This is a genomic window from Rhizobium grahamii, from assembly GCF_009498215.1.
In the GTDB taxonomy this organism is placed as follows: domain Bacteria; phylum Pseudomonadota; class Alphaproteobacteria; order Rhizobiales; family Rhizobiaceae; genus Rhizobium; species Rhizobium grahamii_A.
This window is the reverse complement of the sequence record NZ_CP043498.1, coordinates 2,892,452-2,916,451: the sequence shown is the minus strand read 5'-3', so window position 1 is coordinate 2,916,451 and position 24,000 is coordinate 2,892,452. Positions and strand designations below refer to the sequence as shown.

Below are 24,000 nucleotides of genomic sequence, written 5' to 3'. Positions count from 1 at the left end.
GTCTTACTCGACGGCCTCGCCGATCACCTGCGGCGGTAGCTCGACCAATGGGGCGGGCACATCCCAGGTCTTCTCAGGCGATTTGCAGATATCGGCAATGACGCAGCGCTCGCATTCTGGCTTGCGCGCCTTGCAGGTATAGCGGCCGTGCAGGATCAGCCAGTGATGCGCGTGGTAGAGGTAGTGTTTCGGCACCACCTTCATCAGCCGCTCCTCGACTTCGTCGGGCGTTTTTCCCGGCGCCAGCTTGATGCGGTTGGCGATGCGGAAAATGTGCGTATCTACCGCCATGGTGGCCTGGCCGAAGGCCATTGACAGCACGACGTTGGCGGTCTTGCGGCCGACACCCGGGAGCATCACCAGTTCGTCGCGCGTCTGCGGCACAACGCCGCCGAACGTGTCGACCAGCATCTGCGAGAGCGCGATGACGTTCTTCGCCTTGTTTCGATAGAGCCCGATCGTCTTGATGTAGTCGCGGACCCGCTCTTCTCCGAGCGCCAGCATCTTCTCGGGCGTGTCGGCGGCCTTGAAGAGCGCCCGCGTCGCCTTGTTGACACCCGCGTCCGTCGCCTGGGCCGAGAGAGCGACGGCGACGACAAGGGTGAATGGGTTGCTGTGCTCCAGTTCGCCTTTCGGCTCCGGCCGCTGGATCGAGAAGCGGCGGAATATCTCCTCCCGCTCGGCTTCCGAATAGGCCGAGCGAACCGTCACCGGCTTCTTGCGGCGGACGATCACTTTTGAGTTCTGCGACGATGTGGCTGATGATTTGAGTTTCGGAGTCGGCATGTAAAATCTATACTTGGCAGCCATGATGGAAAGCAACGCCGATAGCGCCAACGAACCTGTTTTTGCCGCCGAGCTTTTTCCCTACCGATCGCTCGGTCGCAAGGGGTTCAAGGTGTTGCTGCTTCTGACCGGTGCCGTCTGCGGAATGTACGGCATGTTCTTCGTAGCGACGGGAGCTTGGCCGATCGGCTTCTTTTTCGGGCTGGATTTCCTGCTGCTCTACGGTGCCTTCTGGCTGAACTACCGCTCCGGCCGCGCGCGGGAGGAAGTGACGGTATCGCGCACCGATATCTCGGTCCGCAAGTTCGCGCCGTCGGGCAAGATGGTCGAGCACCACTTCAATCCGTTCTGGACTCGCTTCTTCGTTCGCCGACACCAGGAAATAGGCATTCTTTCCATGTACATATCAGGTGAGGGAAAGGGCACTGACATCGGCTCATTCCTTAATCCCGATGACCGCGAGAGCTTTGCAAAGGCCTTCAAGCGTGCACTAGCCACCGTCAAGCAACGGATCTGACCAGCCCGCAAGAAACGGGTGGTTTGCGATCGCTCCCTTGACTATCTCCTTGGTTCAAGGAGAAAGATCATGAACATGGTAGCCAAGCTCAACAACGACATCACGCCCGAAGGCTCTGATTACGAAACCGTGCGCCAGGTGATCGAACTCATCACCGAGGAGTATCGCGATCAGCCGTCTCTCGAAACCATCGCGGCACGGCTAAGCCAATCGCCGACGCAGCTGCAGAAGACGTTCACGCGCTGGGCGGGTCTGTCCCCCAAGGCGTTCCTGCAGGCGGTCACGCTCGACCATGCGAAGCGGCTGCTGCGCCAGGAGGCGATGCCGCTGCTGGAGACGTCGATCGAGGTCGGGCTGTCCGGCCCCAGCCGCCTGCACGATCTTTTCGTCACCCACGAGGCGATGTCGCCCGGAGAATGGAAGGCGAGAGGCGGCGGGTTGACGATCCGCTACGGTTTCCATCCGTCACCTTTCGGAATTGCGCTGGTGATGGCAACGGACCGCGGCCTTGCGGGCCTCGCTTTCAGCGATATCGGTGACGAGGTGGCCTGCCTCGAGGATATGACATGCCGCTGGCCCAATGCGGCCTATGTGGAAGACAGCGAAGCGACCGCGCCCTATGCGGAGCGCATATTCCAGCCCGGACGCTGGGCATGCGAGCAGCCGCTGCGTGTCGTGCTGATCGGCACCGATTTCCAGGTGCAGGTTTGGGAAAGCCTGCTGAAGATCCCCTTCGGCAAGGCCGTGACCTACAGCGATATCGCCAACGACATCGGGCGGCCGACAGCGATGCGCGCCGTGGGAGCTGCCGTCGGTGCCAACCCGATTTCGTTCGTGGTTCCCTGCCATCGGGCGCTCGGCAAGAGCGGCGCTCTGACCGGCTATCATTGGGGGCTGACCCGCAAGCGGGCGATGCTGGGCTGGGAAGCGGCGCACGCTTGATCGGTATTGAGGCGGCGCTCGTAGCCGCCGCGTCCGCCATACTTGATCGTCTCTCTGCCATCAAAAACCCGGGAATTGCGGGTTTGATTCTGCCGCTGGGATTCGCGAGGAGGCGGAATCATGAAGGCAGGAGAGAAGCCGTCCGGGATCGTTGGCGTCGCCATTGTCCTGTGCCTGGCGGGGAGCGCGCCGGCATGGGCGGGCTGCAGGTCTGTGACCGATAACCCGGAATGGCCCAACATTTCACACGCGATTTCGACCGCGCAGCTCTGTGAGCAGCTTCCCGTCGGTCCCAATCGAACCAGCAGCTTCAGGGTCCTGTCGGCGGATGTTTGTTCGTCGGGTGACGGGCTTGCTTCCGTTAAGGCGACGGCGCTGCTGACCTGCGAGACCGGGGATGACGCGCTGTTTCAGATGGCGCCCGTGGAGGGCAAGGTTGTCGCAACTGTCTCCCTCGATCCGGCCGCCTGCAGAATTACCGACACTCACATAGAAATCGATGGCGAGATCGGCAGCCTTTTGTCAGGATTACCGGACACGCAGGATTTCGGACGCAACTGGGCGCAGTCGCAGCTGTCGCGCCTGTGTCGCCTGCGATGACAGGGGGCGCGGGATGACGGCGGATGAAGCGGAACAACGCGGTGACGGCGTTACCCGGGGCAGCTGCCTTTGCGGAGCCGTTCGCTGGACCTTCCGGGGGCATATTCCTGACGCGACGATCTGCAATTGCACGGCCTGCAGGCGTTACGGCGTGCTCTGGGCTTATGGGTACGACGGCCACGAAATTGAAGTGGACGACCAAACCCATGCACTTCGTCCGTATATTCGCGGGTCGCGGTGCTTGTCCTTCAATTTCTGCAGTCACTGCGGAAATGTCGTCAGCTGGCGGAGCCTGACGACCGGCGAGGACGGCAGGACGCGGATCGCGGTCAATCTTCGCCTCGCCGAGCCTGACGATGTGGCTGATATCCCGCTACAGTGCTTCGATGGCCTGCACAGTTTCGAGAATCTGCCGAGGGACGGGCGGACGGTCGGCGACGTCTGGTTCTGAAAGCTAACCTTTCAGGCCGCGTCTGCCAGTTCGAGCAGGGCCTTGGCGGCACTTTCATCGGTAATCAGCGTATTGCAGCCGATGCGCTTGATGGTCGCCCGGATTGCCACGGCCCGATGCGCGCCGCCCGATGACAAGACGATATGCCTGGCCTTCTTCAGGGTATCGAGATCCACCGACATCACGCGGCTGTTGATCGAGTGATCGATCGTGTTGCCGTCCTTGTCGAGGAAGTTGAACATTGTATCGCAAACGCAGCCGGCGTCGATCAGTTGCTGCAGCTCCGCCTTCGAGATCCATCCCTCCGACAGGGAGGTCGAGTGCGGGCCGATATCGCCGCAGCTGACGATCGCGAGGTCCAGCGTTTCAGCCAGCCTGTAGATCGTGTCCAGGCCGCACTTCTCGATGAGGTTCCGCTTCGTCTCCGTCGAATCGACAAGCAGCGGCGCCAGGAACATGTAGCACTCGGCGCCGAGCTGGCTCGCCAGCCGCCAGGTGTAATCGATCGGGTTCGTCTGGTGGACGGCGACGACGCCGCCGAGCAGGGAGACGACCTTGCAATTGTCGCGGCGCGGCGGCCGGAAGCTTGAGAGCGAGGCCGTCATCGTGCGGCCCCAGCCAACGCCGATGGTATAGTTGTCGGGAATGGCTTCGGAGAGAAACTGTCCCAGCGCAAGGCCGACGCTCTTTGCCAGCGAGTTGGCATCCGGCTGTGGCGGGCCCGGCACGACGATCGCTTCGTCGAGGCCATAGGCGCGCTCCAGCTTCACAGACAGCTCGACGCAGTCGCCGATCGAGTCGTTGATCCAGATCTGCACTTCGCTGCGCTTCATCGCCTCGTCCAGCAGGCGGATCACGGTCGTACGGCTGATGCCGAGCTGCTCGGCAACGTCCTTTTGCGTCAGCCCCTGATTGTAATAGAGCCAAGCCGCACGCAATCTCAGCGACGATGCTTCAGAATAAGCCGTGTGCGTTCCGCGTTTGAGCTTGGCCACATCTCCTCCGGAGCGATTGGCGCCCTAGATCTACCATCAAGCCAGGACAGGTTCGTTATTCCGCCCGATAATGACGGGTGTGACACTTATGTCAATTGAAATGCACAAATGTCCTTGACATATCTGGGTCGGAATAGCGATAGTCGCCGTGAAGTAGTCGCCTTGTGCGTCCGAGGAGGCAATGTGCGGGCAAGCGGGAAGTCATCGTCGGCATTTGCGCTGCGGCCTGATGAGCTGCGCGTCCGAACCATGACGTCTTTCTGTAACGGCGATACGACCGTCCCTTACATCAGCGGCCTGCTCGGAAACGGCGGACGCGATCCGATGAGCAGTACAGCTTGTTCGTAGACAGATTTGCCGGGCGATATTCGCACCGGTTCGCAGCTCAAGTCAAAAGGACCAGTAGCCATGACATCCAAGCTTGACCAACTCCGCGAAATTACCACCGTCGTTGCCGATACCGGTGACATCGAAGCCGTTGCCCGTCTGAAGCCGGTCGATTGCACCACGAACCCGAGCATCGTGCTCAAGGCACTCGGTACGCCGATGTTCGCTGACGCGATCAAGGAAGCCGTTGCCTGGGGCAAGAAGCAGGGCGGAAACCCGGACGCCGTTTCGGCTGCCGTTGCCGATCGTCTGGCGATTTCCGTTGGCGCCGCACTGTCCAAGCTGGTGCCAGGCCGTGTATCGACCGAAGTCGATGCCGATCTGTCCTTCGACACAAAGGCTTCGATCGAAAAGGCCCACAGCATCATCGCCGGCTACAAGGAACGCGGCATCGAGAAGGATCGCATCCTCATCAAGCTCGCGTCGACATGGGAAGGCATCCGCGCTGCCGAAGTCCTGCAGAAGGAAGGCATCGACTGCAACCTGACGCTTCTGTTCTCGAAGGCCCAGGCCGTTGCATGCGCCGACGCCAAGGTGTTCCTGATCTCGCCGTTCGTCGGCCGTATCCTCGACTGGTACAAGAAGTCGACGGGCAAGGAATTCACGCCTGAGGAAGATCCGGGCGTCATCTCCGTCCGCGACATCTACAACTACTACAAGGCCAACGACATCAAGACGATCGTCATGGGCGCGTCGTTCCGCAGCGCCGGCGAAATCGAAGCCCTGGCCGGTTGCGACCGCCTGACGATCGCGCCGAACCTGCTCGATGAACTCTCCAACGACCAGGGCAAGCTTGAGCGCAAGCTTTCGCCGGACGTGTCGAAGCCAGCCCCGAAGATCAGCGTCGACGAAAAGACGTTCCGCTGGATGATGAACGAAGACGCGATGGCGACGGAAAAGCTCGCCGAAGGTATCCGCGCCTTCGCAAAGGATCTCGGCACGCTTCGCGCCATGGTCCAGAAGGAACTGCAGCTCGCTGCCGCTTAAGGCCTGCGAGCTTTCCAATAGAGAAGGGCGGTGCCATCGGCGCCGCCCTTTTTCGTTTCAGATCGACCAGATGCGCTTGGCGTTGGCCTGGTAGAGCTTGTCGCGCTCCTCGGCGCTGCAGCCAGACGTCAATGCGTGCGTGACGGCAACCCAGGGCGTCAATCCACCGCCCAGCGTGCAGACCGGCCAGTCGCTGCCCCAGACGACGCGATCCCAGCCGAAGCTGCCGATCGTGTGCTCGACGTAGGGGCGCAAGCTCTCGACCGACCAGCTTTCGAGATCGCCATAGGCAATGACGCCCGAGATCTTTGCGGTGACGTTCGGACGGCGGGCGAACTCAGTGATTCCCTTGCGCCAGATGTCGTTCATGCCGCTCTTGATCGGCGGATTGGCGCAATGGTCGAGGATGAAACGAACATCGGGGCAGTGATCGACGAGCGTCAGGACGGTCTCGAACTGATGCGGGAAGGTGCAGAGATCGAAGGTCAGGCGTGTGCCGGACAGCCGCCGGATGTTTTCACGGAAGATCGGTTGCGCGGCGGTGTCGTCGGGTGCCACATGCAGAACGCGACGGAAGCCCTTGACGAAAGGATCGGCCAGCGACTGCTCGAGATAGGATGCGAAGCTCTCTTCCTCGGGGCGGCAGGCTGCAATCACCCCGCGCACCAGGCTTCCCGGGCGGCGACTGATTTCTCTGAGGTAGTTCGTCTCGTCGTCAATGCGGTCAGCTGCGACGTCGACTTCCATGTGAAGCACATTCGAGATCCCGCAGCGGAGCGCATCGCGTGCGTAGTCTTCGTAAAGGTTGTCGCGATTGAGATCGCCCGCGCCCGACAGCCAGGGGTAGTCGAGCGCCTGCCGATCAACGATGTGCAGGTGAGTGTCGAAAAGCATGCGGTTCCTCCCACTGAGTGATCTTGCCGCAGGGAAGCGTCTTGGTCCATTGCGTGACCAGATTTGCCATGCCGGGCGAGATGAAATCGATTAGGTTTCCTTTGGCGACGAAACCGCACTCCACTCCGGTTGACGCCAATGTGAATATATTGTTTGCATATGAATGAATGCGTCGCAAGCGCTGGATTATTCGGGAGGACGTATGAGTCACGGTCTGGAAGGCAAGAAGGTCGTCATCACGGCGGCGGGTCAGGGTATCGGGCGCGCAAGCGCAGAGCGCTTCCTTTCGCTCGGCGCGCATGTCTACGCGACCGACATCAACGAGAAGACGCTTTCCACGCTCGAAGGAGCCGAAAAGCACATCCTCGATGTGCTCGACGGGAATGCAGTCCGCGCCTTTGCAGCCGAGATCGGGCCGATCGACGTTCTCTTCAATTGCGCAGGCTTCGTCCATGCGGGCACGATCCTGGAATGCGACGAGAAGGATTGGGATTTCTCCTTCAACCTGAACGCCAAGGCGATGTACACGACCTGCCGCACATTCCTTCCCGGCATGCTGGAGAAGGGCAAGGGGTCGATCGTCAACATGGCGTCCGTCGCATCAAGCGTTAAGGGTGTTCCCAATCGCTTCGCTTACAGCGCCTCGAAGGCCGCCGTCATCGGGCTCACCAAGTCGATCGCGTCGGATTTCGTCGCCAAGGGCATTCGCGCCAATGCGATCTGCCCTGGCACCGTGGACAGCCCCTCACTGCATGATCGCCTGCGCGCCACCGGCGACTACGAGAAGGCCTTGAAAGATTTCATCGGCCGCCAGCCGATGGGGCGGATTGCGACGCCTGAAGAAATCGCTGCTCTCGTAACCTACCTCGCCGGCGACGAGGCCGGGTTCACCACCGGGCAGATCCATGTCGTCGATGGTGGCTGGACGGGCTGAGGTCCATATTGCTCGGGCTGCCATCAAGCTGATATCAAAGGCAATCTGGCATTGGTGGAGCAGGACATGGCTGATCATACCGGCGGCGAGACGGGCCGCGTCATGCAGCTTCTGCGCAAGCACGCGATCTTTCTCATCGCTGTGCTCATCGGCTTCCTGGTGTTCCTGCTTCTCACGACGCGCGAGGTCAATGCCCGCAATGTACTGGCCGGGTGGAACGTCTCGGCCGTCATTTTTATCGCCGCCACGTGGCGGCGCATGCTGCGGGCGAGCGTCGCGACGATCCGCAAGCGGGCGGCCGATCTCGACTTTTCCGATTCACTGCTGATGTTCCTGTCGATCGCCGCGGCGCTGGCAAGTATCGCCGGCATCGGGCTCGAACTGCATCAGGTGAAGGAAGCGGAGCCTAGCGTGGCGCTGACGCGAGCCTTGGTCGCCGTCGTCACCATCCTGATCTCCTGGGTGTTCCTGCACACGCTGTTTACCGTGCATTACGCGCATCGATTCTACGGCGTCGATGACGACGGCGATGGCCTAAAGGGGGATGGGCTGAAGTTTCCCGAAGGCGTGGAGGAGCCGGTCTACTGGGATTTCCTCTACTATTCCTTCACCATCGGGGTAGCCTCGCAGACCGCCGATGTCGCGACCAGCACGACCGCGATGCGCAAGCTGACGCTGCTGCATTCCGTCCTGTCGTTCCTGTTCAACACCACGATCCTGGCGCTCGCCATCAATGTCGGAGCAAGCCTTCTCTAACCCGATTGGCTGCGTGGAGAGACACACGGCTTTGATGTAAAAGGCAATCTCCTTATCCAGAGGTTGCCGCGATGGAAGCGCTGACGCGTGACAGATTATTGATGCTTGCCGGCTGCGATGACGTGCGGCTTGCTGCTCTTGAGCAAAGGCAGATCATCGACCCCGGCGCGCTGGGTTATTCTCTCAGCGATGTCAGCCGGCTTCGTCTGATGCTTGCGCTGCAGGATGCCGGCATCAGTCTCGATGTTCTGGCTGAGGGGCTGAAACGGCAGATCTTCTCGTTCGAATTCGCCAGCCAACTGATGTTCGAGCCGGTGACCATGACAAGCACATCGGTCGACGACGAAGTCGCGGCTGGAAATCTCGACCTCGATACGGTGAACAGCCTGAGGGCAAGCGCAAGCCTGCCCTTGTTGTCACCCGAACATCCGCTTCGCGAGGACGATGTCGAGTTCGTACGGCTTATCGCCGAATGCATGCAGCTCGGCGCATCGGCCGCCGGCATGGAACGGGTATTGCGCGTCTTCGGCCATTCGGTGCGGCGTTGCGTCGATACCATGCGTGACCTCTTCCGCGCAGAAGTCGAGGAACCGATGCTGAATGCCGGCATCAGTTATCATCAGCTTCTGGAGATCTCGGCGGGTCGGCGTCTGGCATTGCAGCGAATCGGATTTCGGGTGCTGTTCCTGCTGCAACGAAGGATGCTCGAAGAAACTGTCTTCGACAACATCGTCGGCAGGCTCCAGGAAGCCTTGCGCGAACATGGCATGGAGCCGGGCGACGAGGAGAGCCTTCCGGCGGTGGCCTTTGCCGATCTTTCGGGGTTCACCGGCCTGACGCATGAGATCGGAGACGCGCCGGCTGCGGAGAAGGCCGCTCGTTTCGAGGCGATCGCGCAGCGGCTTGCGGGCACCTGCGAGGGACGCATCGTCAAGCCTTTGGGAGATGGCGTGATGATGCTGTTCCCGGACGCCGCTTCGGCGGTCGAGGCGGCACTTTGCCTGGTCGAGCAAAGCCGGGAGCACGATCTTCCTCCCGTGCGGGTTGGTGTGGCAACAGGGCAGGTGGTACCGCGCGATGGCGATATTTTCGGAAGAACGGTCAATCTCGCGGCTCGTGTTTCAGCGGTTGCCGGGCCATCGCAGACACTCGTCTGCCCCAATACGCGAACTGCCGCAGAAGCGGCAGAACGTGGTCTTGCGTTTCAGGGGCTGGGCGCCGTGTCGCTGAAAGGCTTCAAGGACTCGGTGCCTCTATTTGCCGCGCAACGGACGAAAACAGGCTAGAGGATCGCCTGTCCAGCCATGAGCGCCAGGATCAGGAAGATCAGGAAGATCACCAGCGCAATGCCGAAGAGAACGCGGGCAATCGTCGCGGTTGCCGCCGAAACCCCGGAGAAGCCGAAGAAGCCGGCGAGCAGCGAAATAACGAAAAATATGAGAGCCCATTTAAGCATGAATTTTTTCCTCTGTGTTCATCGCCTAGATGACGCGGTGCGAGGAAATTTGTTCCATGGCGGTTGCCGCAATCAGCACAGGCCGGATTGCGGGCCGAAGCGGTAAACCGACGGCGCCCTTTCTGGTGGGTGCCGTCGGTTCGTTGTCGGTTACATCAGGCCCAGCTGTTTGGAGAAGCCGAGAGCATCGTAATAATCCGACTGCTGCTTGATGGCGTTGTTCTCAATGACGAAAACAGATGCGCCGTCGAAGGAGAAGGACTTGTTGGTTGCCTTGGTGCCATCCGCCCAGGCGCCGGTGTTGTTGCCCGAAAAAGTCCACTCGAAGGAAACCTTGTTTCCGCTCACGATCGGATCACCGCGCATGACCCATTTCAGATCCGGTGCGGCAGTCATGAAGTTATCGATGACGGCTGCCTTGGCCTCGGCCTTCCCGACAGTCGGCTTGCCGACGGATGCGTCGTAGTAGCTCACTTTCTCGTCGAAATAGGAAGCGGCCTTGGCGGCGTCGTGGGTGTTCCATGCGGCTAGGTACTGCTGGACGACTTCAACCGGCGCCTGATCGGCGGCATAGGCGGGTACGCCCGCGAGCGTCGAGGCGAGGCAGATGCCGCCGAAGGCGGCAAGAATGGTACGGCGTTTCATGTGGACTCCCCTTTGCGTATCTTCTTGTTTTTAGGTTGCGGCCGGGCCAGCGGCCCGGCCAAGCGGATCAACCGTGGTTGATCATGACGTGGCGGACGGCCGTGTAGTCTTCCAGTGCGTAGACGGACATGTCCTTGCCGTAGCCTGATTGCTTCAGGCCGCCGTGCGGCATCTCGTTGGTGAGCATGAAGTGGGTGTTGATCCAGGTGCAGCCGTACTGCAGGCGGGCGGCGGTCTTCATGCCGCGGCTGATATCCTTGGTCCAGACCGACGAAGCGAGGCCATAGTCGCTGTCGTTTGCCCAGGTGACGGCATCCTCGACATCGGTGAAGCGGGTCACCGACACGACAGGGCCGAAGACCTCGCGGCGGACGATTTCGTCATCCTGCGTGGCGCCGGCAATAACGGTCGGCGTGTAGAAGAAGCCCTTGTCGCCGGAGGTCTTGCCGCCCGTCGTGATCTCCATGTGCTTGTGCTCGCCGGCACGGGCGACGAAGCTTTCGACGCGGTCGCGCTGGCGCTTGGAAATCAGCGGGCCGATTTCGTTTTCCGTGTCATCCTGCTGGTTGAACTTGATCGAGGAAACCGCCGAGGAGAGGTCGGCGACAAACTTGTCGTAGACCTTCGCGTCGGCATAGATGCGGCAGGCGGCGGTGCAATCCTGGCCGGCATTGTAGTAGCCGAAGGTGCGGATACCCGCGACGACGGCATCGATATCAGCGTCGTCGAAGACGATGACCGGGGCCTTGCCGCCGAGCTCCAGATGCGTGCGTTTGACGGTCTTGGCAGCGGCCTGCAGCACCTTCTTGCCGGTCGCCACGTCGCCGGTGATCGACAGCATCGAGATCTTCGGGTGGTTGATCAGAGCATTGCCGACGCTTTCGCCACGGCCGAGAATGACGTTTACGACGCCTTCCGGCAGAATTTCGGAGAGCAGCTTCGCCATTTTCAGGGCGGTGAGCGGCGTCTGTTCGGACGGTTTGAAGACGACGGTGTTGCCGCCTGCGATCGCCGGTGCCAGCTTCCAGGCCATCATCATCAGCGGGTAGTTCCAGGGCGCGATCGAGCCGACGATGCCGACGGCGTCGCGGCGGATCATCGAGGTGTGGCCGGGCAGGTATTCGCCGGCGACCGGGCCGTGCAGGTTCCGCACCGCACCGGCGAAGAAGCGGTAGCAATCGACGATCGCGGGGATTTCGTCGTTGAGCACGGCATTGATCGGCTTGCCGCAGTTCAGTGCTTCCAGGGCGGCAAAGCCGGCCGCGTCCTTCTCGATCGCATCGGCGATCTTCAGGAGGTAGCTGGAGCGTTCACCCGGCGTCGTCTGCGACCAGTGCCTGAACGCGGCTTCCGCTGCGTCGACGGCGGCGTCGATCTGGCCAAGCGAGGCCTCCGGCAGGTCAAGCACTGTTTCACCCGTCTTCGGATTCAGGATGTGCTCTTCCGTTTCCGTGCCCGCTTCGAAGCGGGACCCAATCAGCATCGCGGTATCCATTATGTTCTCCCTTGTCTTTGAGGGGCGGGATGGGGCTTATCCCGCTTCCTGTTTATTTGCCGGCTCCGGCGACCTGGTCGCCGTCGCGAGTGAGGTAGTAGGCTGCCAGGATCGGCAGGAAGGTGACGAGCACGACGACCATCGCGACCACGTTGGTAACAGGACGCTGGCGCGGGCGGATGAGTTCTTCGAGCATCCAGATCGGCAGTGTCGATTGCTGGCCGCCGGTGAAGGTGGTGACGATGACCTCGTCGAAGGACAGCGCGAAGGCAAGCATGCCACCAGCCAGGAGCGCCGTGCCGATGTTCGGCAGGATCACGTGTCGGAATGTCTGAAAGCCATCGGCGCCGAGATCCATCGACGCTTCGATCAGGGATCCCGAGGTGCGGCGGAAGCGGGCGACGGCGTTGTTGTAGACGACGACGACGCAGAAGGTGGCGTGGCCAAGCACGATCGTCCAGACCGAGAACGGAATGTCGAACAGGCTGAAGGCGGAGCGCAGCGCAATGCCGGTGATGATACCGGGCAGCGCGATCGGCAGGATGACAAGCAGCGAGATCGCTTCACGGCCGAAGAACTTTGTTTGGCTGACGGCTGCGGCGCAGAGCGTGCCGAGCACCAGCGCGATCGATGTGGCGATCACTGCGACCTGCACCGATAGTCCAAGGGCTGCCCAGACATCCGGGCGGTTCCAGGCAATTCCGAACCATTGCAGGGTCAGGTCCGGTGGCGGCCATTGGTAGCTCTTCTCTTCGGTCGTGAAGGCGTAGACGAAGATCAGAAGGATCGGCAGGTGCAGGAAGAGCAGGCCGCCGCCGGCGGCAATCTTCAGGAGCAGCGGTGAACGCTGTGAACGGTCAGAGCGCATCGAAGGCCCCCTGTTTCTTGGCTAGCCAGAGATAGATGGCCATGATGACGATCGGGACGACGGAGAAAGCGGCCGCGAGCGGGACGTTGCCTGCAGTACCCTGCTGGGCATAGACCGCCTGGCCAATGAAGAGACGCGACGAGCCGATGATCTGCGGAATGATATAGTCGCCCAATGTCAGCGAGAAGGTGAAGATCGAGCCAGCGACGATGCCTGGTAGAGCCAGCGGGAACAGAACAGTGCGGAAGGTCTGGCTCGGTGTTGCGCCGAGATCGGAGGAGGCCTCGATCAGGTTGCCCTGGACACGTTCGAGTGCCGCCTGTGTCGGGAGGATCATGTAGGGCAGCCAGACATAGACGAAGACGAGGAAGGTGCCGAGATAGCTGACCGACAGCGAGTTACCACCGATGACGGGCAGGTTGAGGACACCGTCGAGCAGCCAGGACAGGTGCAGCTTGGCGAAGATCCAGGTGAGGATGCCTTCCTTGGCTAGGATCAGCTTCCAGGCGTAGATCTTGACCAGATAGCTCGACCACAGCGGCAGCATGACGCCGAGATAGAACAGCGCCTTCCATTTGCCCTGCGCGTAGCGGGCCGCGTAGTAGGCGATGGGGAAGGCGACCACGGCGGAAGCCAGCGTCACCAGCGCCGCCATGATGATGGTGCGGATGATGATGTCGAAATTCGTCGGGCTGAGAAGCTGCGCGTATGTCGCCAGCGTGAACTCGTAGTTCACAAGGCCGGAGAAATCATCGATCGAGAAGAAGCTCTGCAAGAGCAGCGCGATCAGCGAGCCGATATAGATGATGCCGAGCCACAACAGCGGCGGCGTCAGCATCAGGAAAAGCAGCAGCTTCGGATGCCGCCAGAAGGCGTCGGAGAGCCGACCGAAGAGCCCGCCGCGACCCGGCAGGATCGAGGTCTCCCGCAGCGCTGCCGGCTTTGTGAGAGCAAGGGCGGTCATGCTGCGTCATCCATGTAGTGCACGTCGACAGGCTGCCAGGCGAGGCGGACGTTCTCGCCCACGTCAGGCACATTGGCGCCGGCGGGCAGCATCACATGCAGGCGCGTGCCCTTGGCGGCAACCGTCAGGCGGGTGGCGGCGCCCAGGAAACTCGCATTCTCAACGGTCGATTCAACGCCGTCGCTGGAAAGGTGAATGGCCTCCGGCCGCAGGCTTGCCCAACGCCTCTCGCCGCCAAGCGCGGTCATCAGGTCGGGCGCGATGACATTGGACGAACCGACGAAATCGGCCACGAAACGGGTCTTCGGGCGGCGGTAGATGTCGTGCGGCGTACCTTCCTGCACGATGCCGCCATTGTTGAAGACGGCGACGCGGTCGGCCATGGACAGGGCCTCGCCCTGATCGTGGGTGACGAAGACGAAGGTGATGCCGAGCGCCCGCTGCAGGCTCTTCAGCTCCTCCTGCATCTGCTCGCGCAGCTTCAGATCGAGCGCGCCGAGCGGCTCGTCGAGGAGGAGGACTTTCGGTTTGTTGACGAGGGCGCGGGCGAGCGCCACGCGCTGCCTCTGGCCGCCGGAAAGCTGGCCGGGCTTGCGCGCGCCGTAGCCCGGCAGCTTCACCAGTTCCAGCGCCTGCTGGGCGGCCTTCGTGCGTTCGGCCTTACCGATACCCTTGACCATCAAGCCGTAGGCGACGTTGTCGAGGATGTTGAGATGCGGGAAGAGCGCATAGTCCTGAAACACGGTGTTGACGTTGCGGCGATAAGGCGGGACGCCCTCTGCCGTCTCGCCGAAGATCTCGATATGGCCGCCCGTCGGCTGCTCGAAGCCCGCGATCAGGCGCAGGCAGGTGGTCTTGCCGGAACCGGAAGGGCCGAGCATCGCGAAGAACTCGCCCGGCGCGATTTCGAGATCGACGCTGTCGACGGCCCGAACCTGGCCGAAATGGCGCGAGACTTGTTGGAAACGGACTGCGGGGATCATGATAGGCTCCGATTTGCTAGTCTTGTTCTCTCCCCCCGAAGGAAGAGTGAAGTGTGGAGAGGGCACAGGATGCCCGCCCTGCCAAACGTGTGGTTCGGTCGATTGGCTGCGCCGGTTGATTTCGAGCCGGTCGTTAATCCGAAGGGCGGACGAGCAGTGCGCGGCTAAGTTCGTCTTCGCGTATCGCTGACGCTTGCTTCTTGCGTCTCCCGCGTCGTCCGTCCTTCGGACATCTTCCTCCGGCGGGGAGGAAGAGTCCGTCGTTGCAGGATTATCGCCCGCCAATCACGCCGATGTAGTCCGACACCCAGCGGTGGTAGGGTACGCACTCGCCCTGTTCGCACTTGGCCGTCGGGGTTCTCCAGAACTTGATCTTGTCGAAGTGATCATAGCCGTTCGTGGCGCAACCGGTGTCGGTCATCAGCTCGTTGCCCTTGCAGGCTGCCGGAACGGAGGGAACGGCACCGAACCAGGCAGCGGCGTCGCCCTGCACCTTGGCCTGCAGCGAATGTTCCATCCACATGTAGGCGCAGTTGGGATGTTCGCTGTCGGCATGCATCATGGTGGTGTCGGCCCAGCCGGTGACGCCTTCTTCCGGGAAGGTCGAGGCGATCTTTTGCTTGTCGGCCTGCATCAGGTTGACCTGGAAGGGCCATGAGCCGGAAGCAACCACACCTTCGTTCTTGAAGTCGTCGATCTGGATCATGGCGTCGTGCCAGTAGCGGGAGACGAGCTTGCGCTGGCCGCGCAGCAGGTCGAGCGCCGCCTTGTACTGGTCCTCGTTGAGTTCGTAGGGGTTGGTGATCTTGAGTTCCGGCTTGTGGGCCATCAGGTAGAGGGCGGCATCGGCAATATAGATCGGACCGTCATAGGCCTGCACGCGGCCCTTGTTGGACTTGCCGTCCGGGAGCGTTTCTTCCTCGAAGACCACCTTCCAGCTCTTCGGCGCCTCGCCCTTGAAGGCGTCGGTGTTGTACATCAGGACGTTCGGCCCCCAGAGATAGGGAACGCCGTAATGAACCTTGTTGACGGTGTACCACGGTGCGTTCTGCAGCCGCTCGTCGACGTTCTTGAAGCTCGGGATCAGGTCGGTGTTGATCGGCTGGACGCGCTTGCCAGCGATCAGGCGAAGCGAGGCGTCGCCGGAGGCAGTGACGAGGTCAAAGCCGCCTTCGTTCATCAGCGAGACCATTTCGTCTGACGTGGCAGCCGTCTTGACGGATACCTTGCAACCGGTCTCCTTTTCGAAGGAGGTGACCCAGTCGTAATTCTTGTCGCTTTCGCCGCGCTCGATATAGCCGGCCCAGGCCACGATGCTGACCGCACCTTCGCCCTTGCCCAAGGCCTTCAGCGGTTCGGCGGCGACAACCTGCGTCACGAAACTCAAGCTCGCGAGCGCGACAGTGCACGATTTCAGAAGATATTTCATCTGATGTCTCCCGGTTGTGCCACTTTTTGTGGCGTTATGTTCCCGGTTGAAAAGGTGCGACGAAATTTCCGGTTTCGCAAATTCATTTATCAGAAAGGCGATATCGGAATTTCCGATATCGTCGCTGAATTGTCAGCGAGGCCGGCCGGATCGCAGCGCTTCGGCGATGCCCACGAAGTCGCGCGCGGCTTGCGGCAGGCTCGACCCCTTGCGCCAGACCATGCCGACCTGCACGACCGGCAGGGAGCCGGAAACGTCGCGGCTCTCGATGCGGTCGCCTTCCAGCGACCAGGGGCGATAGACCAGATCGGGCAGCAGCGCCACGCCGGCGCCTGTCGCAACAAGGCTGCGCACGGCTTCCACGGAACGGGTGCGGAAGGCGACATGCGGGCGGGCCCCAAGCGCCGACAAGAGCTTGCCGGTGTTCTCCTCGATTTCGTCGACGGTCAGCATGATCAGCGGTTCGCGGGCGATGTCGGCGACGGAAATGATGTCGGCCGATACCAGCGGATGGCCCATCGGCAGCCACAGCCGGTAGGGCGAGGTTTCCAGAATTTCCGCCTGCAAGGCCATGCGGTCGCGCAGGTTGGAAATAACCATGACCGCCACATCGAGTTCGCCGCCGACCAGCAGGTGTTCGAGATAGCCGCCATTGTCCTCTATGGCGCTGACTTCGACGCCCGGGCAGGCGCGCCGATAGCGCGCCAGGAGATCGGAGAGCACATAGCCGGCAACCAGCGAGGTGACGCCGATGTTGAGCTTGCCGGACAGTTCGTTCTGCTTGCCGGAAAAGCTGGTGCGAGCATCCGAGACGCTTGCCAGGATCTTCGTCGCGTGGCGCAGGAACTGGTGGCCGTTATGGGTGATCGTCAGGCCGCGCGGATGGCGGTCGAACAGTTCGACGCCGAGGTCGGTTTCCAGTTCCTTGAGCGCTTCCGTAACCGAGGATTGCGAGATCGAAAGGTTCTGCGCGGCGCGCGTTACGGAGCCCTGTTCGGCGACGGCGACGAAATACTGGATCTGACGAAGCGTGAAGGCCATGCGTCGTTAGAGCATGGCGGCTAACGGATTGGCAAGCATAGGGAAAGCTTGGACCTTTTTTGGTGCTAATCCCATACTGACGCAAAGTTGGAGGCCGCGTTTAAGCATTCGGAAACGTCATTTCTCTAGCGTCGAAACCACTCGTATTGCGTTGGAGCTTGTTAATGGCGGAGCAGTTGGCGTGAAGGCCCTACTGCGCATCTTCCGGCCCTCCCGGAAATTGGTGTTTATCATCGTTGGCGTCGCCCTCCTTGGGGGCGTCTCCGGCGGTGCCGCGCTATATATTGGTAAAGACAAGATCCTCGGCCCCTCCGCAGAAGAAACCAACGGGCTCGCCTGCACCGACGTCAACCTCGTGACCATCAAGAAGCAGAACCGCATCTGGGTCCGCAAGTATATCAAGACAGAGCCGACTGACGGTATGACACGCGTCAGGACGGCGCTTCGGGTGGCCAAGGCGATCTACGAAGCGCAGAAGCCTGATCTCGTGCAGGTCGTGGTTCTCGATACCAACGGACCGACGCTGCGCTCTGATATTCGCGGCCGCGCGATGGGTGCCGACGTCGTCTATATTCCGCATCCCGATCCCGTCCTCGAAAGCGAGGAAGCGAAGACCTACACGGCGCGTTACTACGATGGAACGGCGGCCTCCAACGGGCTGTTCTTCGGCGAGCGCATCGACCTGCCTGAAGATGAAATCACCACGCTGAACGCATCCTTCAAGGACTACTCGGACTGTATCGATCCTATCGCTGTTGCCGCCACCGAGGGCGGAGAGGGCGGAGGCAAGGGCAAGAAGGGTGGCAAGAAAGGTGAGGCGAAGGAAGAAAAGCCCGCTGAGGGTGGCGAGTCCGGCGAAGCGCCGGCCGAGGCGCCTGCTGCGGAAACCGCGCCAGCCGCCGGCCACTGATCATTCCAATAAAAAAGGCGGCGAGCCCTGGGGGCCGCCGCCTTTTGTTATTCAGAATGTATCGGCTCAGTCTGCCTTGCTGCGGCGAGCCGGGAAGAGGATGACGTCGCGGATCGACGGCGCGTTGGTGAGCAGCATGATCAGACGGTCGACGCCGATGCCGAGGCCACCTGCCGGCGGCATGCCCTGGTCGATCGCATCGAGGAACTCGTCGTCCAGCTGCTTTTCCTTTTCGCCGCGGGCATGCGCCTGCTCCAGCTGCTCGACCATACGGCGGCGCTGTTCTTCCGGATCGTTGAGTTCCGAGAAGGCGTTGCCGAGTTCCCAGGCGTTGCAATAGGTCTCGAAACGCTCGACGAGGCGCGGCTCGCCCGGTACTTCCTTGGCGAAAGGCGAGATGTCCTTCGGGAAATGGGTGACGTGGCTCGGCTGGATCAGCGTGCCCTCGACCTTCTCCTCGAAGATAAAGGCAAGGCATTCGCCCCAGGTCCAGTCCTTCTCGACTTCGAAGCCGGCAGCCTTGGCGGCAGCGCGGGCTTCCTCGTCGGTCTTCATGGCGAGGAAGTCGAGGCCGGTCACTTCCTTGACGGCGTCAGGCATCGGAACGCGCTTGAACGGACCCTTGAAGGAGAGCTGCTTGTCGCCGAAGGGGAACTCCGTCGTGCCGTGGATCGCCAGCGCCAGGCTTTCAAACAGCCGCTCGACGAGGTCCATGATGTCCTCGTAGTCGGCATAGGCCCAGTAGCACTCCATCATCGTGAATTCAGGATTGTGCCGGGTCGAGACACCTTCGTTGCGGAAGTTGCGGTTGATCTCGAATACCTTGTCGGTGAGGCCGGAGACCAGCGTGCGCTTCAGGAACAGTTCCGGCGCGATGCGCAGGTACATGTCGAGCTTCAGCGTGTTATGATGCGTCTTGAACGGCTCGGCGGTAGCCCCGCCATAGACCGAGTGGAGCATCGGCGTTTCGACTTCCATGAAGCCGTCGTTTTCCATGAAGCGACGGATGCCGGAGACGATCTTCGAACGCTGCTGGAAGCGGAGCTTCGATTCCTCGTTGCTGAGGATGTCGAGGTGGCGCTTGCGGTAGCGGATCTCGATGTCGGCAATGCCGTTCCACTTCTCCGGCATGGGGAGCAGCGACTTCGTCAGCATGGTGATTTCGCGAGCGTTGATCGACAACTCGCCGCGCTTGGTGCGGCGCACGGTGCCGGTGACGCCGATGATGTCGCCGATATCAATCATGCCGAGCATGTTGCGCGCTTCTTCCGGCGTCACATCCTTGTGGCTGAAGATCTGGATCTTGCCGCCTGCGTCATGGATGTCCATGAACATGCCGGAGTTGCGCGAGGAATAGACGCGGCCGGCAACGGTCACGACATCCTGGGTTTCGACGTCGGATTCGAGATCCTTATACTTCTCCGCCAGTTCGGCGTTCGTCATAGTCCGGTGGAAATGCGCCGGATAGACGTCGCCGATCTGTTCGCGCAGCAGCTTCAGCTTCTGGGCGCGGACTTCTGTTGCGTCGGAGGAAAGGGTCGCTGTTTCGGTCTTTTCGGTCATGATGCAAACGTCCGGTTCAGTTCTTCGGGCCGACGAGGGAGGCGACTGCCTGGGAGGCCAGTTTCAGCCGCTGGCGCACGACCGAGCGGCCGAGGATCGCCATCGAGTCGAACAGCGGCAGCGAGCGCGACGAGCCGGAGATGGCAACGAAGAGCGGCGCCACGATGACCTTCAGCTTCTTGCCCATACGGTCGGCAATGGCGCGCAGCTCGGCTTCGATCGTCTCGACGTTCCATTCGAGGATCTTTTCCAGATCCGGCTGAACGGTGTTGAGGATTTCGAGGATCTCTTCCGGCGGCGACTTGATTTTGGCGAAGGCCGACGGGTCGAGGCCGAGATCGGACTTGAGCAGGAAGCCCGCGAGTTCCGGCAACTCGCCAAGCTTGGAGATACGCGACTGCGACAGGCGCAGGCCGGCCTTCAGGCGGTCGTTCTCCATTGCCCAATCGAGAACGCGGGCCTGGAATTCGTCTTCCGACAGCTTCTCGCGGATCCAGCGGCCGTTCAGCCAGTCGAGCTTCTGGATGTCGAAGACGGCGCCGGCCTTGGACAGGTTTTCGGGATCGAACTTCTCGGAGAGCTCGTCCATATCAAGCAGCTCTTCGCCTTCGGCGATCTGCACGAAGAACAGGCCGAGGAAGTTCATCAGCGCTTCCGGGATATAGCCGAGAGCGGAGTAATAGGAGATCGACGTCGGGTTCTTGCGCTTCGAGAGCTTCGATTTGTCGGCGTTGCGCATCAGCGACAGATGCATGAAGACAGGCGCTTCCCAGCCGAAGTAGCGGTAAAGCAGGATGTGCTTCGGCACCGATGCCAGCCACTCTTCGCCGCGGGCGACGTGGGTGATCCGCATCAGATGATCGTCGATGACGTTTGCCATGTGGTAGGTCGGCATGCCATCGCCCTTGATCAGGACCTGCATGTCGACGCTGTCCCACGGGATCGAGACATCGCCGTAGACGCCGTCGGCAAAGTCGCAGGACCCCTCGGTCGGGATCTTCATGCGGATGACCGAGCTCTCACCAGCGGCCATCTTGGCGCTGACTTCTTCGGCGGAGTACTTCAGGCAGAGCCCGTCATACTTTGGCGCCTTGCTGGCGGCGCGCTGTTCTTCGCGCATCTTTTCCAGACGCTCGGGCGTGCAGAAACAGCGGAACGCATGGCCCTTGTCGAGCAGTTCCTGGCCGTATGGGGTGTAGATGTCCTTGCGGTCGGACTGACGATACGGGCCGTAGGGGCCGCCGATATCCGGGCCTTCCTTCCACTCGAGGCCGCACCATTTCAGCGCGTCCAACACCTTCTGCTCGAATTCCGGGGTCGAGCGCGTCGCATCGGTATCTTCGATGCGCAGGATGAACTCGCCGCCGTTCTTCTTGGCGAAGAGATAATTGAAGAGTGCGATATATGCGGTGCCGACATGCGGCTCGCCAGTCGGCGAGGGAGCAATGCGGACGCGGACGCCGGAAGCTGTCATTTTATGTGCCCGTCAAATGAATGCCGGACGGCTTTTCCTGAGAAAGCGACGTTCGGCCGGAAGGAATTCAGATAATTGTATCAGGAAACCGGCCGGAAAAGGGCGTTGCCCCCGTTCATCCGCCGATTGCCCATTTGGCTGGCTTTAAGGCCATATTCGACCGCGCGCGTCAAGGAAAATGGCGCCTCGGCGTCAGGTCACCGGCCAAACGTAGAGCAGCAGCGGCACGCTGACGAGAATGATGAGCGCCGAAAGCGGCAATCCGAGACGCGGATAGTCGCTGAAGCGATAGCCGCCGGGGCCGAACACCAGCGTATTGCACTGATGGCCGATCGGCGTCAGGAAATCGCAGCCAGCGCCGATCGCCACCGCCATCAGGAAGGCATCCGGCTTGTAGTCGAGCGTCTGCGCGAAGCTTGCGGCAATCGGAGCCATGACCAGGACGGTTGCGGCATTGTTCAGAAACGGCGTCACTGCCATGGCCGTCACGAGGATCAGGGCCAGCGCACCATAATGTGGCATCTGTGCCGCGAGATGGCCGAGCCAGCCGGCGATGAGCTCGCTTCCGCCGGTCGTGCGCAACGTGTCGGAGACGGGGATAAGCGCTGCGAGCATGATCAGGATCGGCGCGTCCAAAGCCTTGTAAACATCGACCAGCGGCACGACCCGGAAGACGACCATTGCCAGGGCGGCGCAGAAGAAGGCGACCGAGACAGGCGCAAAACCAGCCGCCGTGATGCCCATGGCGGCCAGCAGAATGATGATCGGCACATATGCCCGACGTGGCGTGCCGAGCAGGATTTCACGCTGGGCGAGCGGCAGGCAGGTGAAGTCCTGGAGAAAGCCCGGCAAGTTGCGCCGGCTTCCCTGCAATACGAGGACATCGCCGGCACGCAGGGTGACCTCGCTCAGCCGCTCGCTGAGGCGATGGCCCTGGCGGCTGACGGCGAGCAGATTGATGCCGCGACGGTTGTGCAGGGAGAGCTGCCGTGCAGACCAGCCGATCAATTGCGATTCCGCTGTTATGACGGCCTCGATCGAGATGACGTCGCTTCTTTCCGCGGTGCCGTCGATCGGTTTGCCTGCCAGCTTCAGCTTACCGTTCGAGACGATGCGGTCGAGCGCGTCCGGCGTGCCTTCGAGGAGCAGCGTGTCGCCGCTCTTCATCTCGACATCGGGAAAGGGAGAGAGGCGCGTGTGACCGCGCAGGATCGCGGTCGCCACTGCGTCGCCATCGCCAGCGTGCAAGAGGTCGCTCAGATGCTTGCCTTCGGTTGGCGAACCTTCGACGACGGTGGCCTCGGAGAAGTAGGCCTTGACGTCGAGCGCCTCTTCCAGAGAGGGCGTCTCGTTTTGCCGCTCCGGCACGAGCCAGTGGAAGAAGATGAGAAAAACCACGCCGACCAGTGCTAGCGTCGCGCCGACAGGGGTGAAGTCGAACATCGTGAACGGCGTGCCGGATATCTCTTCACGCAGGCGCGAGACGACGATGTTGGGCGAGGTGCCGATCTGTGTCATCAGGCCGCCGAGCAGGGCGGCGAAACTCATCGGCATCAGATAGAGCGATGGCGACTTGCCGCTCTTTCGGGCGAACTGGAAGGCGACCGGGATCATGATCGCCAGGGCGCCGATGTTCTTGATGAAGGCGGAGAGCACGGCGACGACGACGAGCAGCAGCGCCAACTGCGCATGCAGCGTATTCAGGTTGGGGAAGAAGCGCTTGATCGTGCTGTCGACGATGCCCGAGCGGGCGACGCCGGCGCTGACAACGAGGGCGCTTCCGACAATGATGACGATGTCGTCGCTGAAGCCGGAGAATGCCTTGTCGAACGGCACGATGCCGACGCAGACGGCCAGCACCAGGGCGCAACAGGCAACGAGGTCATAGCGGAACCGGTCCCAGATGAAGACCGCCATCATCAGGCCGATGACGCCGAAGGCGAGGATCTGTTGGGTTGTCATGCGCTTCCGAAAATTGCGATTGGCGGCAGAAGATCTTCTGTCACGAGAATAACTGTGCCGCGACCGCGCCTATTCAATCCCGTTGATCGTGCAAAAACCGGTCGCGCGCCGATCAACGTGACGCCCATCAGTTTCGGAGTTCCGCGAGCGCCCTGCGAAGCGGCGTGTCGGCGATCTGGATCCAGCCGGTAAACGGAATATCCATGTCCAGGACGACGAAGATTGAGAGCGAGATCAGTAAGGCCGAGATCAGGAACATCAGCACCACGATTATATTCCTGGGAGCCCGGTAGCCGAAGCTTGCGAAGATCAGCGTCAGCCAGGCGACCAGCATCGTGATCAGCGGTCTCGGGATCACGCCTTCCGATTGCTCGACGATGATCCATCGCTGTTCGACGATCTTCTGATATTGCTGGCGCGCATCGCTCCACAGGGCGGCATGACCGGGGTCTTTCGGAACGATCAGGGAGAGGCTGTCTCCGACGGCGTTCAACGCAAGCTCGCTCGTCCGGTCGCTCTTCACCAGGGGGTCTTGGGCCGGCGCCGGATTGGCCAGCGCTTTCTCGACGTAGGTCTGCAGCCGTGCACGCGTTTCGGTCGCTTCTATGCCATAGGTGCGAAGTGTGCGGTCGAGCAGGATGATCTGCGTGGCAAAGGAGTGAACGTCGCTGTCGATCTGCGCAAAGGTGTTCTTCGACGAATTGATCATCAAGCCGAAAACCAGTGAGGTCATGACGACGAAGATGTTGGCGACCAGCCGAACGACAGTGTTCGTCTCGTCCTGGCGATGGTGGACCGGCAGTTTCGAGTAGGTCAGCATCGTTCCGATCGAGGCAGTCAAAAGCAGCGCGAAGATTGCGGCCGCCACGAGCAGTTCTCGCCCCATCCTGTTCCCCTCGACGATGTTTCAACAAAACTAGACGCTTTGCGGAATTTTGCCAGCGTGCCTGATCTCCCCGTT

The 24,000-nt window shown here is 61.3% G+C and carries 24 protein-coding genes; 9 read left to right on the top strand and 15 right to left on the bottom strand.

The window, feature by feature from the left end; all coding sequences use genetic code 11:
• Positions 1-3 precede the first annotated feature (3 nt).
• A complete protein-coding gene (nth, locus tag FZ934_RS14080; RefSeq protein WP_153271581.1) occupies positions 4-786 on the bottom strand; it encodes an endonuclease III in 783 nt (260 codons plus the stop codon).
• 22 nt (positions 787-808) lie between these two features.
• Between nth and FZ934_RS14075 the strand changes: the two genes are divergently transcribed.
• The 4 genes from FZ934_RS14075 to FZ934_RS14060 all read left to right on the top strand — a co-directional run bounded on the left by FZ934_RS14075 (position 809) and on the right by FZ934_RS14060 (position 3,296).
• Positions 809-1,303 carry a DUF2244 domain-containing protein gene (locus FZ934_RS14075; RefSeq protein WP_153271580.1) on the top strand — a complete coding sequence of 165 codons (495 nt, stop codon included), beginning with the start codon at positions 809-811 and terminating at the stop codon, positions 1,301-1,303.
• 69 nt (positions 1,304-1,372) lie between these two features.
• Positions 1,373-2,245: a methylated-DNA--[protein]-cysteine S-methyltransferase gene (locus FZ934_RS14070; protein WP_153271579.1), complete on the top strand. Its 873-nt coding sequence runs from the start codon at positions 1,373-1,375 to the stop codon at positions 2,243-2,245.
• Positions 2,246-2,365: 120 nt separating this feature from the next.
• A complete protein-coding gene (locus FZ934_RS14065) occupies positions 2,366-2,845 on the top strand; it encodes a hypothetical protein (protein ID WP_153271578.1) in 480 nt (159 codons plus the stop codon).
• A 13-nt stretch (positions 2,846-2,858) separates the two neighbouring features.
• On the top strand, positions 2,859-3,296 hold the full coding sequence (locus tag FZ934_RS14060; protein ID WP_153271577.1) for a GFA family protein: 438 nt from the start codon (positions 2,859-2,861) through the stop codon (positions 3,294-3,296).
• A gap of 11 nt (positions 3,297-3,307) precedes the next feature.
• Here FZ934_RS14060 and FZ934_RS14055 read toward each other — a convergent pair whose 3' ends face one another.
• Positions 3,308-4,291 carry a sugar-binding transcriptional regulator gene (locus FZ934_RS14055; protein WP_153271576.1) on the bottom strand — a complete coding sequence of 328 codons (984 nt, stop codon included), beginning with the start codon at positions 4,289-4,291 and terminating at the stop codon, positions 3,308-3,310.
• Positions 4,292-4,699: 408 nt separating this feature from the next.
• Here FZ934_RS14055 and tal point away from each other — a divergent pair, with 408 nt between their 5' ends.
• Positions 4,700-5,665, top strand: a complete 966-nt coding sequence (tal, locus tag FZ934_RS14050; protein WP_153271575.1) for a transaldolase — start codon at positions 4,700-4,702, stop codon at positions 5,663-5,665.
• A 57-nt stretch (positions 5,666-5,722) separates the two neighbouring features.
• Here tal and FZ934_RS14045 read toward each other — a convergent pair whose 3' ends face one another.
• A complete protein-coding gene (locus tag FZ934_RS14045) occupies positions 5,723-6,559 on the bottom strand; it encodes an amidohydrolase family protein (RefSeq protein ID WP_153271574.1) in 837 nt (278 codons plus the stop codon).
• A gap of 202 nt (positions 6,560-6,761) precedes the next feature.
• Here FZ934_RS14045 and FZ934_RS14040 point away from each other — a divergent pair, with 202 nt between their 5' ends.
• The 3 genes from FZ934_RS14040 to FZ934_RS14030 all read left to right on the top strand — a co-directional run bounded on the left by FZ934_RS14040 (position 6,762) and on the right by FZ934_RS14030 (position 9,535).
• Entirely contained in the window at positions 6,762-7,493 is a 732-nt protein-coding gene (locus tag FZ934_RS14040; RefSeq protein WP_153271573.1) for an SDR family oxidoreductase, read from the top strand.
• 66 nt (positions 7,494-7,559) lie between these two features.
• Positions 7,560-8,249 (top strand): DUF1345 domain-containing protein, encoded by a 690-nt coding sequence (locus FZ934_RS14035; protein WP_153271572.1) that lies wholly within the window; start codon positions 7,560-7,562, stop codon positions 8,247-8,249.
• 71 nt (positions 8,250-8,320) lie between these two features.
• Positions 8,321-9,535 (top strand): adenylate/guanylate cyclase domain-containing protein, encoded by a 1,215-nt coding sequence (locus tag FZ934_RS14030; RefSeq protein ID WP_153271571.1) that lies wholly within the window; start codon positions 8,321-8,323, stop codon positions 9,533-9,535.
• Here the strand turns inward: FZ934_RS14030 and FZ934_RS14025 are convergent.
• From FZ934_RS14025 to FZ934_RS13990, 8 genes are all read right to left on the bottom strand, one after another.
• The gene (locus tag FZ934_RS14025) at positions 9,532-9,705 is read right to left on the bottom strand and encodes a DUF1328 domain-containing protein (RefSeq protein WP_065694676.1); all 174 of its coding nucleotides are present in this window, start codon (positions 9,703-9,705) and stop codon (positions 9,532-9,534) included. The two genes, FZ934_RS14030 and FZ934_RS14025, sit on opposite strands and share 4 nt — an antisense overlap.
• Before the next feature lie 150 nt (positions 9,706-9,855).
• Complete coding sequence (locus FZ934_RS14020; RefSeq protein WP_153271570.1) at positions 9,856-10,350, bottom strand: ester cyclase; 495 nt, start codon at positions 10,348-10,350, stop codon at positions 9,856-9,858.
• Positions 10,351-10,417: 67 nt separating this feature from the next.
• Complete coding sequence (locus FZ934_RS14015) at positions 10,418-11,845, bottom strand: gamma-aminobutyraldehyde dehydrogenase (protein WP_153271569.1); 1,428 nt, start codon at positions 11,843-11,845, stop codon at positions 10,418-10,420.
• A gap of 52 nt (positions 11,846-11,897) precedes the next feature.
• Positions 11,898-12,713, bottom strand: coding sequence for an ABC transporter permease (locus FZ934_RS14010; protein WP_153271568.1), 816 nt, complete (start codon positions 12,711-12,713; stop codon positions 11,898-11,900).
• Positions 12,703-13,677, bottom strand: a complete 975-nt coding sequence (locus tag FZ934_RS14005; protein WP_153271567.1) for an ABC transporter permease — start codon at positions 13,675-13,677, stop codon at positions 12,703-12,705. Before FZ934_RS14005 ends, FZ934_RS14010 begins: the two co-directional genes overlap by 11 nt.
• Positions 13,674-14,660: an ABC transporter ATP-binding protein gene (locus tag FZ934_RS14000; RefSeq protein WP_153271566.1), complete on the bottom strand. Its 987-nt coding sequence runs from the start codon at positions 14,658-14,660 to the stop codon at positions 13,674-13,676. The genes FZ934_RS14005 and FZ934_RS14000 overlap by 4 nt, the downstream gene beginning before the upstream one ends.
• Positions 14,661-14,931: 271 nt before the next feature.
• Positions 14,932-16,089, bottom strand: a complete 1,158-nt coding sequence (locus tag FZ934_RS13995) for an ABC transporter substrate-binding protein (RefSeq protein ID WP_153271565.1) — start codon at positions 16,087-16,089, stop codon at positions 14,932-14,934.
• Positions 16,090-16,221: 132 nt separating this feature from the next.
• Entirely contained in the window at positions 16,222-17,130 is a 909-nt protein-coding gene (locus FZ934_RS13990) for a LysR family transcriptional regulator (protein WP_113365045.1), read from the bottom strand.
• Positions 17,131-17,311: 181 nt separating this feature from the next.
• On the opposite strand from FZ934_RS13990, the gene FZ934_RS13985 reads away from it, so the two are divergent.
• A complete protein-coding gene (locus tag FZ934_RS13985) occupies positions 17,312-18,040 on the top strand; it encodes a hypothetical protein (RefSeq protein ID WP_153271564.1) in 729 nt (242 codons plus the stop codon).
• A 66-nt stretch (positions 18,041-18,106) separates the two neighbouring features.
• On the opposite strand, the gene lysS is transcribed toward FZ934_RS13985, so the two are convergent.
• The 4 genes from lysS to FZ934_RS13965 all read right to left on the bottom strand — a co-directional run bounded on the left by lysS (position 18,107) and on the right by FZ934_RS13965 (position 23,925).
• Positions 18,107-19,603: a lysine--tRNA ligase gene (gene lysS / locus FZ934_RS13980; protein ID WP_153271563.1), complete on the bottom strand. Its 1,497-nt coding sequence runs from the start codon at positions 19,601-19,603 to the stop codon at positions 18,107-18,109.
• A 16-nt stretch (positions 19,604-19,619) separates the two neighbouring features.
• Positions 19,620-21,077 carry a glutamate--tRNA ligase gene (gene gltX, locus FZ934_RS13975; RefSeq protein WP_153271562.1) on the bottom strand — a complete coding sequence of 486 codons (1,458 nt, stop codon included), beginning with the start codon at positions 21,075-21,077 and terminating at the stop codon, positions 19,620-19,622.
• 192 nt (positions 21,078-21,269) lie between these two features.
• Positions 21,270-23,039 carry an SLC13 family permease gene (locus FZ934_RS13970; RefSeq protein WP_153271561.1) on the bottom strand — a complete coding sequence of 590 codons (1,770 nt, stop codon included), beginning with the start codon at positions 23,037-23,039 and terminating at the stop codon, positions 21,270-21,272.
• Positions 23,040-23,166: 127 nt separating this feature from the next.
• The gene (locus FZ934_RS13965) at positions 23,167-23,925 is read right to left on the bottom strand and encodes a DUF4239 domain-containing protein (RefSeq protein ID WP_153271560.1); all 759 of its coding nucleotides are present in this window, start codon (positions 23,923-23,925) and stop codon (positions 23,167-23,169) included.
• Between the last annotated feature and the right edge of the window lie 75 nt (positions 23,926-24,000).

Excerpts from the sequence above, each read along its gene's own strand:
- FZ934_RS14025 (WP_065694676.1), bottom strand. The coding sequence starts at position 9,705 with ATGCTTAAATGGGCTCTCATATTTTTCGTTATTTCGCTGCTCGCCGGC.
- nth (WP_153271581.1), bottom strand. The coding sequence starts at position 786 with ATGCCGACTCCGAAACTCAAATCATCAGCCACATCGTCGCAGAACTCA.
- FZ934_RS14070 (WP_153271579.1), top strand. The coding sequence starts at position 1,373 with ATGAACATGGTAGCCAAGCTCAACAACGACATCACGCCCGAAGGCTCT.
- FZ934_RS13965 (WP_153271560.1), bottom strand. The coding sequence starts at position 23,925 with ATGGGGCGAGAACTGCTCGTGGCGGCCGCAATCTTCGCGCTGCTTTTG.
- FZ934_RS14035 (WP_153271572.1), top strand. The coding sequence starts at position 7,560 with ATGGCTGATCATACCGGCGGCGAGACGGGCCGCGTCATGCAGCTTCTG.
- gltX (WP_153271562.1), bottom strand. The coding sequence starts at position 21,077 with ATGACAGCTTCCGGCGTCCGCGTCCGCATTGCTCCCTCGCCGACTGGC.
- FZ934_RS13990 (WP_113365045.1), bottom strand. The coding sequence starts at position 17,130 with ATGGCCTTCACGCTTCGTCAGATCCAGTATTTCGTCGCCGTCGCCGAA.
- FZ934_RS14005 (WP_153271567.1), bottom strand. The coding sequence starts at position 13,677 with ATGACCGCCCTTGCTCTCACAAAGCCGGCAGCGCTGCGGGAGACCTCG.
- FZ934_RS13995 (WP_153271565.1), bottom strand. The coding sequence starts at position 16,089 with ATGAAATATCTTCTGAAATCGTGCACTGTCGCGCTCGCGAGCTTGAGT.
- FZ934_RS14075 (WP_153271580.1), top strand. The coding sequence starts at position 809 with ATGATGGAAAGCAACGCCGATAGCGCCAACGAACCTGTTTTTGCCGCC.
- FZ934_RS13970 (WP_153271561.1), bottom strand. The coding sequence starts at position 23,039 with ATGACAACCCAACAGATCCTCGCCTTCGGCGTCATCGGCCTGATGATG.
- lysS (WP_153271563.1), bottom strand. The coding sequence starts at position 19,603 with ATGACCGAAAAGACCGAAACAGCGACCCTTTCCTCCGACGCAACAGAA.
- FZ934_RS14065 (WP_153271578.1), top strand. The coding sequence starts at position 2,366 with ATGAAGGCAGGAGAGAAGCCGTCCGGGATCGTTGGCGTCGCCATTGTC.
- FZ934_RS14010 (WP_153271568.1), bottom strand. The coding sequence starts at position 12,713 with ATGCGCTCTGACCGTTCACAGCGTTCACCGCTGCTCCTGAAGATTGCC.
- tal (WP_153271575.1), top strand. The coding sequence starts at position 4,700 with ATGACATCCAAGCTTGACCAACTCCGCGAAATTACCACCGTCGTTGCC.
- FZ934_RS14030 (WP_153271571.1), top strand. The coding sequence starts at position 8,321 with ATGGAAGCGCTGACGCGTGACAGATTATTGATGCTTGCCGGCTGCGAT.
- FZ934_RS14020 (WP_153271570.1), bottom strand. The coding sequence starts at position 10,350 with ATGAAACGCCGTACCATTCTTGCCGCCTTCGGCGGCATCTGCCTCGCC.
- FZ934_RS14045 (WP_153271574.1), bottom strand. The coding sequence starts at position 6,559 with ATGCTTTTCGACACTCACCTGCACATCGTTGATCGGCAGGCGCTCGAC.
- FZ934_RS14000 (WP_153271566.1), bottom strand. The coding sequence starts at position 14,660 with ATGATCCCCGCAGTCCGTTTCCAACAAGTCTCGCGCCATTTCGGCCAG.
- FZ934_RS14040 (WP_153271573.1), top strand. The coding sequence starts at position 6,762 with ATGAGTCACGGTCTGGAAGGCAAGAAGGTCGTCATCACGGCGGCGGGT.
- FZ934_RS14015 (WP_153271569.1), bottom strand. The coding sequence starts at position 11,845 with ATGGATACCGCGATGCTGATTGGGTCCCGCTTCGAAGCGGGCACGGAA.
- FZ934_RS14060 (WP_153271577.1), top strand. The coding sequence starts at position 2,859 with ATGACGGCGGATGAAGCGGAACAACGCGGTGACGGCGTTACCCGGGGC.